An 11639-nucleotide genomic window follows, 5' to 3' on the forward strand; every position below is an offset into this window, starting at 1 on the left:
GCGGTCAGCGGGCCGTCACCCGGGTGGCGACGGCCGGCAGGATATGGTGTTCGCTCAACGGTGCCAAGGGCAGGCCATGCGGCGGCTGCAGCGGTACCCAGGCCAGTTCGGCGATCTCGGCGCGCGCCTGTGGCGTGCCGTCCACCTGTACCCACCAGGCCTGTGCCTGTACGCGGTGGCCGGGCTCATTCACCGCCCAGTCCTCGAACGTGCCCAGCGCGTTGGCGGTCCCGGCGCGCAGCTGCACACCGAGTTCCTCGTCCAGTTCGCGGGCCAGTGCCTGCAGCGGTGCTTCGCCGGGTTCGGGCTTGCCGCCCGGCTGGATGAAGCGGCTGGCGCCCTGCTTGCGCACCACCAGCGCCTGGCCGCGGTCATCCAGGATGACCGCGGCCACGATGTGGATCGTGGCCGCGGCGTTGCTCACTTCAGGTTCTGCTCGAACAGCTTGAGGATGCGCTTGTACTGGTCCAGCCAGGAATCGGCACGGGTGTAGCCGTGGCGTTCCAGCGGGTAAGGTGCGATCGACCAGTTGTCCTTGTGCAGTTCGATCAGGCGCTGGGTGAGGTTCACCGAGTCCTGGAAGAACACGTTGTCATCCATCATGCCGTGGGCGATCAGCAGGTTGTCCTGCAGGTTCTGCGCGTATTCGATCGGCGAGGACACGCGGTACGCCTCCGGATCGATGTCCGGGGTGTTGAGGATGTTGCTGGTGTAGCCGTGGTTGTACTGGTGCCAGTCGACCACAGGGCGCAGCGCGGCGCCGGCCTTGAAGGTGCCCGGCGAGCGGAACAGCGCCATGAAGGTCATGAAGCCGCCGTAGGAACCGCCGTAGATGCCGGCGTGGTCGCGGTCACCCTGCTGGGTATCGACCAGCCAGTCCAGGCCGTCCTTGTAGTCTTCCAGTTCCGGGTGGCCCATGTTGCGGTAGATCGCCGTGCGCCAGTCGCGGCCGTAGCCCTCGCTGCCGCGGTAATCCATGTCCAGCACGATGTAGCCCTTCTGCACCAGCAGGTTGTGGAACATCTGCTCGCGGAAGTAGGCCGGGTAGCGCTGGTGCACGTTCTGCAGGTAGCCGGCGCCGTGCACGAACATCACGATCGGGTACTTCTTCCCCGGTTCCTTGTTTTCCGGTTCGTAGTACTTGGCCCAGACCACGCCGGCACCGTGCTTGGACGGCACTGCCACCAGCTTCGGCTGGATCCACTGGCGCGCCTTGTAGTCGGCGGTGCGGGTGTCGGTCAGCACGCGGGCCTGGCCACCGGCACTGGGCAGCACGGCCAGCTGCGGCGGCAGGTAGGCGCCGGAGTAGCGCACCAGCAGCTGCTGGCCGTCCGGCGACAGCGAGAAGTCTTCCACGCCGTTGAGGCTGGTCAGCTCGCGCACCTGGCGGCTGCCGGTATCGACCGCGCAGACTTCGTAGTCATGCGGCGCCTGCTGGTTGCACAGGAAGTAGAAGCCCTTGCCATCAGCCGACGGCACCGGCGCCGAGGTTTCCCACTTGCCGCTGGTCAACGCCTGCGGCTTGGCGGTGCCGGCCTGGGTGTACAGGTGCGAGAAGCCGGATTCCTCGGACAGCAGCCACAGCGTGCGGCCATCGGCCATCCAGCCGAAATCGTTGAAGCCCCAGTTGATCCAGGCGTTGTCGGTCAGGCGGTGGCGGTTCTGCACGCGGCCGTCGGCGGCGTTGACGCTGATGATCCAGCGGTCCTTGTTGTCGTTGGCACGCAGCATCACCGCAGCCTGCTGGCCGTCGGCGCTCCAGCGGATGCCACCGCCCATGAAGTCGCTCATCACCTGCAGGCTGCGCTCGCCCTTCAGCGCGTCCTTGCCGGCCTTGCGGCGCAGCTCGGCCAGCGGATCGGTGCTGATGCCCGGCAGGCCAGCCAGCGAGACCTTCTCGGCCTTGCCGGTGCGCACGTTCACGTACCACAGCGTGTGCGGCTCGAAGCCGTTGCGGCCGACGCGGGTGCGGGTGTCCTCGGTTTCCTCGTATCCCGACTCGGTCACGTACAGCGGCATCTTGCCGCCACGGCCGTCATCGAAGTCCTTCGGCTTGGTCACCACGATCAGGTGGGTCAGGTCCGGCGACAGCACGCTGTCGGCGATCTCCACGTCGGCGCCCAGGTACACCGGGCCCGGCGCGCGGGTCGGGTCGGCCTGGCGCCAGCGCTGGTCCTGGTCCTTCAGTGCTTCGCGCTGGTCACGGTCGCGGCGCAGGGTTTCCAGCGTGCGCAGCTGCTGGTCGCGCAGCACGTCGGCCTTCGGTGCCGTACGCGGGTCCTTCTCGGCCTTCAGGCTGACCACCTGCTGCACGCCGCTGGCGGCGGTCCAGTGGAACCAGTTCTGGCCGACCCGCCAGATCACGCCGTTGTCGGCGGCGAAGTTCACGTTGCCCGCGCGCTCGTTGCTGCGGGTCAGCTGGGTCAGCGCGCCGCTGCGCAGGTCGCGCACGAACACGTCGCCATTGCGCACGAAGGCGCTGCGGCTGCGGCTGCGGTCGTAGACCGGCTCGGCCACGTCCAGGGTGCCGCGCTGGTCATCGGCCACCTGCGCGGCCACGCCACCGGCCAGCGGCTGGCGGAAGGTATCGCGCACCGGGCTGCCGTTGCGCTTGAGCTGGTACTCCACCTGCTGGCTGTTCCACGACCACCAGGCCTTCTCGACCGGCGGACCGATCCAGTCCGGGTCGGCCATGGCCTGTTCGATGGTGATCGGCGTCGGCGCGGCATGCGCAGCCGGTGCGGCCAGCACGGCCGACAGCAGGAGGGACAGGGGCAGCACTCGGGACATGGGCGGACGGCACCAGAAGAGGAAACCGGGCAAGCGTAGCAGCCGCAAGGGCCCGGGGCAGGGGCCACAGGTCATGGCAGCGGGATTGGCAAAATGCTGCAACCGGTTGCCGGGGTCGCGCATCCAATCTCCTGAACCCGCATCATCCACCGAACAGGAGCCCGACCATGCAGGAACTGATCCCGATCACCCTCTTCATCTGCATCGCCTACGCGATCCATGCCATCGCCGATGCGCGCGCGCGCAGCAAGCTGGTGGCTCCGCACGTGCCGGAGGAAGTGATCCGCTCATTGGCCGTGCTGGAAGAAGAACGCCGCCGCCAGGGCGCGCTGCGCTGGGGCATCAGCCTGGTCAGCCTGGCCGTGGCCATGGCCCTGCTGGAGGCGATCGGTGCACGCGAACTGACCTTCGGCGCCGCCGCCGCGATGGTCGGCAGTGCCGGCCTCGGCCAGCTGCTGGCCTGGCACTTCACCCGTCCTGCCGCACGCAAGGGCTGAGCCAGGACATGCCACGGGCACAGGAGGCGCCCCGCGCATGAGCCTGCTCGGCGAAGCGCTGTCGGCACTGCGGGGCCGTCGCCGCCACGATGCAGCGGCGACGGCGGCACCCGCTGCACCGCTGGATGCGGACCAAGCCTTGGTGCGGGCCATCATCGACAGCTCGCAGGCGGCGTTTTCGCAGCTGGTGGAGACCCATCAACGCACCTGCGCGCATGTGATCGGGCGGATGGTCGGCGACCGCGACCAGGGGCCGACCTGCTGCAGGAGACCTTCCTGGCGGTGTTCCGCCAGTTGCACCGTTTCCGCTTTGAATCCTCGTTGCGTACCTGGGTTTCCCGGGTCGCCTACACCAGCGCGTTGCAACACCTGCGCAGGCGACGGCTGGAGGCGCAATGGATGGTGGCGGTGGAAGTACCCGAGGAACTGGGTATTGGCGATGAAGGGCCGGGGCCGGCTGAACTGAGCGCGCGACAGTGGCGTGGGCTATGTGGTGGTGCAGGTGGTGTTGCTGGGGGCGTTGGTGGCAGGGGCTGTCTGGTACTTCTGGCGCTGACAGGACGTGGTGATGCGTTAGACGCATTCTGCGTGGTCTGCAGGACCAATGACCTGGAATGAGGACTCGTGAAATTCGCGAGCTTCATCAGAATGTGGTGATTAGCGCCATGACGAGTCGTGATCGCGCGGCCAATCGTAGGCTGATGTTGCCAACACTGATTCTGAGCTCTCAACCATCTTGAGGATAGTTGCAGAGTTCCATTCCGCTATTGAGGTTCATGTGCGTCCTGGGGAACTCTCGGTCGTCGGCAATCGCTGACGCAGGTCATAGCCGGGCAGGCTTGGACCTGTTCGCGTTCCATCAACTTCAACGGAGATGAGTCATGTCGAAGATCGACAAGTCTGTGCTGCCCGTGCATTCAGCCCGTATCTGGCCACCCTTGGCGATCCGGTGAGAAGCAGGGATCTGCTCCTGCGTGGGATGCCGATCGCGTCTGTCTAGGCGCAGGGCCAACTCCATGGAGGGTGTGTGATCTTCTATTACGTTTCTCTGTCTCTGAAGCGCTTTCGGCAGCGCCTCCGGACGCACATTGCCGTCGCTCTCATGCTGGGTGCGGGAGTGGGAACCGCCATGGTGATGCTGTCCATTGTGCTGCAGGCATCCTCCGATCCGGTCCCGGGACGCAGCGGGTCGCTCTTCCGTCCACACCTGGACGTGCGCCCGGGAGCACAGCACGCGGCGGCACCTGATCCTGGGCAGGGATTGACCTGGCCTGATGCCAAAGCCCTGCTGGACCAAGGGTATGCCTGGAATCAGGCGGCCATGGCCGGTGGTGCCGTGACCCTGCTGAAACCCTGGCAATCAAGCGCCCGGCTGCGTGCCAGATACGCAACGTCAGGAGTGTTCAGCGTGCTCGGGATCACGCTGGTGCAAGGGCGATCGTGGACGGCGGAGGAAGGGCAGGCCGGAAGTCGGATCGCTGTGCTGTCACGGGCACTCGCAGCGGTCGAGTGCCCGGCCGGATGCATCGGTCATCCGCTGGAACTGAGCGGGCGCACATACACGGTTGTCGGCGTGGCGGAGGACTGGCATCCGGTGCCGATGTTCCAGGGAGACGTGACACGTCGTCCTTTCGTGGAACCCGATCAGATCTATCTACCGGTTGAAACTGCCATTGCGGACGGATTGACCGTGGTCGACGGCGTGGCGGTCTGGGGCGGTGGGGAGGGAGTGGAACTTGCTGGCCCGCAGGCGTCCTGGCTGCAACTGTGGGCATGGCTACCGACAGTGGATGACGTGTCTGGATACCGCGCGATGCTGAACGCGTACGCGCAAGCCCGGGATCTGCAGGTTGACCCGGATAGCGATCAGGTCGGGCTCTGGCCGCTGATGGCGTGGCTGGACCGACAGGGCCTGGTCCCTGAGCGCACCCGGACCCAGCTTCATCTGGCACTGCTTCTGCTGGTGGTCTGCATCGTCAATGCAGCCGCGCTGCTGGGATTCAGCCTGGGCGCGCGCCGTCGCGAGCTTGCGATACGTCGCGCGCTGGGTGCCCGGCGGGGGGATGTTTTTGCCCAGCTCATGTGGGAATCCGCATCGTCGGGATTGGCCAGTGCCGCATTGGCAGCCATTGCGTATGCGGTGGGTATGCGGCTGGTGGCGACAGGGGAGGTGCTTCCGTCGGCCATCACTACGCTGGACCCGGCGTCCGTACTGATGGCAGCCGGGGTTGGGTTCGCGACAGCGCTGTTGTGCGCGCTCATCCCCGCGCTGGAAGTCTGCCGGAGCGGATCGCTGTCGCGGTTGTTTGCAAAGGGAGCGGCGTGAAATGCTGGATTCAATGCAGGAAGTCCGCAACCACCTGGGCCGCGCGTCGCTGCTGTTTGTACAGGCCGCACTGGCCAGCCTGGCCTGTGCCTTTGCCCTGCAGTCTGCCGCAGATGGTTTCTCACGATTGAACACGCGGGGCATCGAGGGAGCACAGGCGATCGGTGTCATCCGGGTCTCCGATATCGAAGAGAGGGTGGCGCCGTCGGTGGTGCGATCGGACCTCTCCGCCATCCAACTACCTGGCGTCCGGCAGGCGGTCGCCAGCGATTCGGTTCCGTTCGGAGGCAGGGCTCATCATTACGGTGCATGCACCAGCGATGCCGCCATGGCACACGCCATGGCGGCTGGCAGCAGCGACGTGGCAGGCTGTGATCGCATTCCCGTGATAACCGCCAGCCCAGGCCTGTTGACGATGCTGGGGGCACAGGTGGTGACGGGGCGTTTGCCGGCAGACCATGAGGCGACCGGCGGCGCGCCTGTCGTGCTGATCAGCGAGGCATTGGCCGTCCATCTGTTTGGCTCGGACAGCGCCGTGGGTCGGCAGCTGTACTTCGGGCCGGGGAGCAGCAGGGTGATCGTGGGTGTGTTCTCGTCCATCGTCGGGCCTGCGCCAGGTGGAAACGATCGGGACTCGCAGTGGGCGCTGTTTCCCGGTTTTCCAAGCGGTGCGAGCCGCTATTACCTGATCGGATCCCACTCGGAGGTGGATCGCGTGTTGCTTGACCGCACCGTCGAGGCGCTGCGGCAGCCCTATCGCGTCGTGAATCCGACAGGCGTTGACACGTTGGCCGGATATCGCGATGCCTACCTTCGTGCAGATCGCTTCACGACGGCCATGCTCGCTTTCATGGCAGCGGTGGTACTGGGTGTGCTGATGGCGGGCGTGTCCGGCGTGGTAGGCGCATGGCTGGAGCGCAGGCGGCGCTCCATCGGTATCCGTCGAACGTTGGGGGCGCGCGCATCGGTGATCTTCGCGGAGATCATCTTCGAAGTCAGCATCTTCACCATTCCTGGCGCCGTGCTGGGCGCGTGTTCGCTGTACCTGTTCTGGTCGCCCGAGGACGGAATCTCGATATGGTCGTGGCCGACAGGGTTGATGGCGTTCATGCTGGTGATGGTGTCGAGTCTTGCCGCCCTGCTGCCCCGTGCATGGCGAACGGTGCGGGAGGAGCCATTGGCGTTGTTGAAGCCGTTCTGATTCGTTCGCCCGTGAGCCCAGCTCCACCTGCGACAAAGTGAAGCAGCGCGTCACCCGGTCGCATCCCACCTTAACGAAATCCTCCTAAAGTGGTCCGGTATCCCACCGGTCACAGGCAGGAGGCGTCCCTTGGACGCGTTGTTGTTGTCCCGGATCCAGTTCGGATTCGTCATCAGTTTCCACGTGCTGTTCCCCGCCTTCACCATTGGCACGGCCAGCTGGCTGGCCTTCATCGAATGGCGCTGGCTGCGCACGAAGTTGCCCGTGTGGCGCGAGCTGTATTTCTTCTGGCAGAAGATCTTCGCGGTGTCTTTCGGCATGGGCGTGGTCAGCGGCATCGTCATGGCCTTCCAGTTCGGTACCAACTGGCCGCGGCTGAGCGAGGTGGCTGGCACGGTCATCGGCCCTCTGCTGACCTATGAGGTGTTGACCGCGTTCTTCCTGGAAGCCAGCTTCCTCGGCGTGATGATGTTCGGATGGGGCCGGGTCTCACCGCGCCTGCATTTCCTGTCCACCTGCATGGTGGCGCTGGGCACGCTGTTCTCCACGTTCTGGATCCTGTCGTCCAACAGCTGGCTGCATACACCGGCCGGCTACGAGATGGTCAACGGCATCGTGCATCCAGTCGATTGGTGGCAAGTGGTGTTCAACCCCTCGTTCCCCTATCGCCTGGCGCACATGGCGCTGGGCTCGTTCATCACTACCTGTTTCGTGATCGGTGGTGTGGGCGCGTGGTACCTGCGCAAGGGCACGCACGTGGAAGCGGGTCGGCGCATGCTGATCGCGGCGGTGGCGTTCGCCGCACTGACCGTGCCGGTGCAGATCTTCGTCGGCGACATGCATGGCCTGAACACGCTCAAGCACCAGCCGATGAAGATCGCGGCGATGGAAGCGCACTGGCATGAAACCAAGGAAGGCGAGGGCGTGCCGCTGGTGGTGTTCGCGCTGCCGAACGAGAAGGAAGAGCGCAACGATTTCGAGGTTGCCATCCCGAAGCTGGGCAGCGTGATCCTCACCCACAGCCTGGATGGCACTTTCGATCCTCTCACCTCGGTACCCGCCAGCGAGCGGCCGCCGGTGACGCCGGTGTTCTTCGCCTTCCGCATCATGGTCGGGCTGGGCACGCTGATGCTGTTGCTGGCCTGGGTGTCGGCCTTCCAGTTGTGGCGGAAGAAGCTGCTGGATTCGCCGTGGCTGCTGCGCGGCTGGAACTGGATGCTGCCCAGCGGCTTCATCGCGCTGCTGTCGGGTTGGTTCGTTACCGAGATGGGGCGCCAGCCGTGGGTGGTGTATGGCGTGCTGCGCACCGCTGATGCAGTGGGCCCGCAGAGCGCGTGGATGACCGCGCTGTCGCTGGGCGTCTACGTTGTTGGCTATGCCTTCGTGTTTGGCTGGGGCATCTGGTACCTGGTGAAGATCCTGCGCCATGGGCCGCAGCCGTACGCCGAGGGGCCGTCGCTGGACCACGGCAGCCATACCCCGGCACGCCCGCTGTCGGCCGCCGACGAACCGCTGGAGGAACGCTGACATGGACCTGATGACCTGGCTGCCGGTGGCATGGTTCGCGGTGATCGGCTTCGGCGTGCTGATGTACGTGGTGCTGGACGGCTTCGTGCTCGGCATCGGCATCCTCGCCCCGTTCGCCGAGGACGAGGAACAGCTGGACCTGATGATGAACACCGCCGCGCCGATCTGGGACGGCAACGAGACCTGGCTGGTGCTCGGTGGCGCCGGCCTGCTGGCGGCGTTCCCGAAGGCGTATGCGGTGCTGCTGTCTGCGCTGTACCTGCCGGTGCTGCTGCTGGTGGTGGCGCTGGTGTTCCGCGGCGTGGCGTTCGAGTTCCGCTTCAAGGCGCATCGTTCGCGCCGGCTGTGGAGCGTGGCGTTCGGCCTCGGTTCGCTGCTGGCGACCTTCGCCCAGGGCGTGATCCTCGGCACCCTGGTGCAGGGCATCCCGCTGGTGGACGGTGTCTATCAGGGCGGGCCGTTCGCCTGGTTCAGCCCGTTCGCGATGCTGACCGGTGCCGCACTGGTGGCCGGCTATGCGCTGCTGGGCAGCACCTGGCTGATCCTGAAGACCGAAGGGCGCGTGCAGGCGCTGGCGCGGCAGATGACCCGGCCGCTGGTGGTGGCGGTGATCGCGGCAATGGGCCTTGTCAGCAGCTGGCTGCCGTTCCTCGATTCGCGGTTGATGGATCGCTGGTTCAGCGACGGCAACTTCTGGTGGCTGTCGCCGGTGCCGCTGCTGACCCTGGCGGTAGCCGCCGCGCTGTGGCGCAGTGCCACCCACCCGCGCCGTGACCTGCCGCCGTTCCTGCTCAGCCTGGCCCTGTTCGTACTCGGCTTCCTCGGTCTGGTGCTGGGCATGTGGCCGTATCTGCTGCCACCGTCGATGACCCTGTGGCAGGCCGCCGCGCCGGCGTCGTCGCTGGGCTTCACGCTGGTCGGGCTGGTCATATTGCTGCCGGTCATCCTCGGCTATACGGCGTGGTCCTACCGGGTATTCCGCGGCAAGGTGCACGCCGACACCGGTTACCACTGATCGATTGAAGACGGGGCCTGCGCTTGCCGGGCCCCGTGTTGGGGAATGTGAAACCTGCACACCCCGCGCGGGACGTGCTAGCGTGCGCTCCTTTCCGGCGGCCAGGGGGGCAGCCGGCGACGTCCTGGACGGACGCACGGCTGCAGGAACGGGGGGCCGCCGCGCGTCGCCGTAATGGCTCGTGCCTATCGTTCTCCCGTTGAAGCACCATCGCCAAATGATCGAATTTTCCATCGTCGACTGGGCCGCCTGGGCGCCCGGCCTGAGTGAGCGCAGCCAGTGGCTGGGCTGGGCCGATGCGCCGTACCTGCCGCATGGCGGGGACACGCCGGCGCTGGCCGAAGTGCCGGCGATGCAGCGCCGTCGCATCGAGCGGCTGGGTCGTATGGCGATCCAGGCCGCGTGCTGGTGCGAGGACGGGCAGGGCGCCGACAGTGACGTGCCGCTGGTGTTCGCCAGCCGCCACGGCGACGTGGCCCGTTCGATGGACCTGCTGGGCGCGCTGGTCGGCGACCAGCCGTTGTCGCCGACCGGATTCGGCCTGTCCGTGCACAACGCGATCGCCGCGCTGTATTCGATCGCCCGCGGTCACCGCGGCAACTACCTGGCGCTGGCGGCGGGCCAGGCCACGGTGGAGACGGCCTGCCTGGAGGCCGTCGGCCTGCTGGCCGATGGCGCCCGCGAGGTACGGGTAGTGGTCTACGAGTCGCCACTTCCTGAAATATACGCGACGTTCGCCGACGAACCCGATCCGTTCTTTGCGTGGTGCTGGCGTTTGACCGCTCCGGCAGAGGGCCGGCCGACGCTGTCGCTGCAGTGGCAGCCGGCCGACGGCCAGGCCAGCACTGCGCCCGGCCTGCTGCCGCATGCGCTGGACCTGCACCGGTTCCTGTTGTCCGGCGCGCCGGCACTGGAACACGTGGCCCACGGCCAGCGGTGGTGCTGGAGCCGCCGTGGCTGAGCTGCTGCGCCGCCTCGACCATGCTTGGCGGGTGTTTGGCACCGGCCTCAGCTTCGTCGCGTTTGGCCTGGGCGGGGTGCTGCTCGGCGTTCTGGTGATGCCGGTACTGCTGCTGATGCGTGACCCGGTGGCACGCCGCCGCCGCGCCCGGCGCGTGGTCCAGGTCGCGTTCGCCAGCCACCTGCGGCTGATGCGCGGGCTGGGGGTGATGACCTACGAGATCGAGGGCGGAGAGCGCCTGCAGCGCGACGGCCTGCTGGTGCTGGCCAACCACCCGACCCTGATCGACGTGGTCTGCCTGATCTCGCTGCTTCCCAACGCCGACTGCGTGGTCAAGCGGGCCGTGGCCTGCAACCCGTTCATGCGCGGTCCGGTGCGGGCCGCCGGCTACATCGCCAATGACGATGGCGCCGGCCTGGTCGATGACTGCGTGGCCGCGGTGCATGCCGGCGGCACCCTGGTCATCTTCCCGGAGGGCACCCGCAGCGTGCCGGGCCAGCCGCCGCGGCTGCAGCGGGGCGCGGCCAACATCGCCGTGCGCGGCCGCCTGGACATCACCCCGGTGCGGATCACCTGCAGCCCGCCAACGCTGACCAAGGGGCAGAAGTGGTATCGTGTCCCCTCACGTCGCTTTCACGTTCGGCTGCAGATCGGCGAAGATATCCCGATCGCGCCATTTCTGGCCGAAGACGACTCGCCAAGGGGGGATGCCTTGGCAGCCCGTCGCGTCACCGAGCACCTTTCTCGTTATTTCGACCTGTCTGGAGATCCGAACCGTGCAAGCACTTGAGCACGAGATCAAGGAATTGATCATTTCCTCCCTTTCGCTGGAGGACATCACGCCGGAGGACATCGATCCGACCGCGCCGCTGTTCGTCGAGGGCCTTGGCCTGGATTCGATCGACGCGCTGGAGCTGGGCCTGGCGCTGCAGAAGAAGTACGGTGTGAGCCTCTCGGCCGATTCGGAAGAAACCCGTCGCCATTTCTCCAGCGTGCGCGCGCTCGGCGAGTTCGTCGCCGCCCGCCAGTCGTAACGGTGCCAGGACCTGCCATGACCAAGAATGAACTGTTCGAACGCATCGTCAGCATCCTGACCGACAGCTTCGAGATCGAAACCGCCCGGATCACGCCCGAGGCCCGCCTGTACGACGACCTGGACATCGACAGCATTGATGCGGTGGACCTGATCGTGCAGCTCAAGCCGCTGCTCGGCCGCAACCTGCAGCCGGAAGCGTTCAAGGCCGTGCGTACCGTGCAGGACATCGTTGATGTGGTGCACAGGCTGCTGCCGGACCAGGCAGCCGCCTGACCGCAGCGCCGGC

General features: G+C 66.5%; 11 protein-coding genes and 1 pseudogene. 10 read left to right on the top strand and 2 right to left on the bottom strand.

Going from position 1 to position 11639, the window contains the following annotated elements; genetic code table 11:
- Positions 1-4 precede the first annotated feature (4 nt).
- The gene (locus tag AC13FN_RS03805) at positions 5-424 is read right to left on the bottom strand and encodes an NUDIX hydrolase (protein ID WP_049480320.1); all 420 of its coding nucleotides are present in this window, start codon (positions 422-424) and stop codon (positions 5-7) included.
- Complete coding sequence (locus AC13FN_RS03810; protein WP_049436001.1) at positions 421-2790, bottom strand: S9 family peptidase; 2370 nt, start codon at positions 2788-2790, stop codon at positions 421-423. Before AC13FN_RS03810 ends, AC13FN_RS03805 begins: the two co-directional genes overlap by 4 nt.
- A 167-nt stretch (positions 2791-2957) precedes the next feature.
- Between AC13FN_RS03810 and AC13FN_RS03815 the strand changes: the two genes are divergently transcribed.
- The 10 genes and pseudogenes from AC13FN_RS03815 (at position 2958) to AC13FN_RS03860 (ending at position 11626) form a co-directional block, all read left to right on the top strand.
- Positions 2958-3287, top strand: a complete 330-nt coding sequence (locus AC13FN_RS03815; RefSeq protein WP_197645421.1) for a hypothetical protein — start codon at positions 2958-2960, stop codon at positions 3285-3287.
- A gap of 37 nt (positions 3288-3324) precedes the next feature.
- Positions 3325-3755, top strand: a pseudogene (locus tag AC13FN_RS03820) (RNA polymerase sigma factor); the annotation flags it as partial.
- Positions 3756-4314: 559 nt separating this feature from the next.
- Positions 4315-5613, top strand: a complete 1299-nt coding sequence (locus tag AC13FN_RS03825; RefSeq protein ID WP_401740562.1) for an FtsX-like permease family protein — start codon at positions 4315-4317, stop codon at positions 5611-5613.
- 1 nt (position 5614) lies between these two features.
- On the top strand, positions 5615-6814 hold the full coding sequence (locus tag AC13FN_RS03830) for an ABC transporter permease (RefSeq protein WP_401740565.1): 1200 nt from the start codon (positions 5615-5617) through the stop codon (positions 6812-6814).
- Between the two features lie 129 nt (positions 6815-6943).
- Positions 6944-8341 (top strand): cytochrome ubiquinol oxidase subunit I, encoded by a 1398-nt coding sequence (locus AC13FN_RS03835; RefSeq protein WP_482984543.1) that lies wholly within the window; start codon positions 6944-6946, stop codon positions 8339-8341.
- 1 nt (position 8342) lies between these two features.
- Complete coding sequence (cydB, locus tag AC13FN_RS03840; RefSeq protein WP_010482330.1) at positions 8343-9356, top strand: cytochrome d ubiquinol oxidase subunit II; 1014 nt, start codon at positions 8343-8345, stop codon at positions 9354-9356.
- A gap of 217 nt (positions 9357-9573) precedes the next feature.
- Entirely contained in the window at positions 9574-10317 is a 744-nt protein-coding gene (locus AC13FN_RS03845) for a beta-ketoacyl synthase chain length factor (protein ID WP_049435994.1), read from the top strand.
- A complete protein-coding gene (locus AC13FN_RS03850) occupies positions 10310-11107 on the top strand; it encodes a lysophospholipid acyltransferase family protein (RefSeq protein WP_049435993.1) in 798 nt (265 codons plus the stop codon). The genes AC13FN_RS03845 and AC13FN_RS03850 overlap by 8 nt, the downstream gene beginning before the upstream one ends.
- On the top strand, positions 11094-11351 hold the full coding sequence (locus tag AC13FN_RS03855) for a phosphopantetheine-binding protein (RefSeq protein WP_005411610.1): 258 nt from the start codon (positions 11094-11096) through the stop codon (positions 11349-11351). The genes AC13FN_RS03850 and AC13FN_RS03855 overlap by 14 nt, the downstream gene beginning before the upstream one ends.
- A 17-nt stretch (positions 11352-11368) precedes the next feature.
- Positions 11369-11626: an acyl carrier protein gene (locus tag AC13FN_RS03860; protein ID WP_006402206.1), complete on the top strand. Its 258-nt coding sequence runs from the start codon at positions 11369-11371 to the stop codon at positions 11624-11626.
- Positions 11627-11639: the final 13 nt, after the last annotated feature.

The organism is Stenotrophomonas sp. 115C5 (assembly GCF_056861055.1).

Excerpts from the sequence above, each read along its gene's own strand:
- AC13FN_RS03810 (WP_049436001.1), bottom strand. The coding sequence starts at position 2,790 with ATGTCCCGAGTGCTGCCCCTGTCCCTCCTGCTGTCGGCCGTGCTGGCC.
- AC13FN_RS03815 (WP_197645421.1), top strand. The coding sequence starts at position 2,958 with ATGCAGGAACTGATCCCGATCACCCTCTTCATCTGCATCGCCTACGCG.
- AC13FN_RS03830 (WP_401740565.1), top strand. The coding sequence starts at position 5,615 with ATGCTGGATTCAATGCAGGAAGTCCGCAACCACCTGGGCCGCGCGTCG.
- cydB (WP_010482330.1), top strand. The coding sequence starts at position 8,343 with ATGGACCTGATGACCTGGCTGCCGGTGGCATGGTTCGCGGTGATCGGC.
- AC13FN_RS03845 (WP_049435994.1), top strand. The coding sequence starts at position 9,574 with ATGATCGAATTTTCCATCGTCGACTGGGCCGCCTGGGCGCCCGGCCTG.
- AC13FN_RS03860 (WP_006402206.1), top strand. The coding sequence starts at position 11,369 with ATGACCAAGAATGAACTGTTCGAACGCATCGTCAGCATCCTGACCGAC.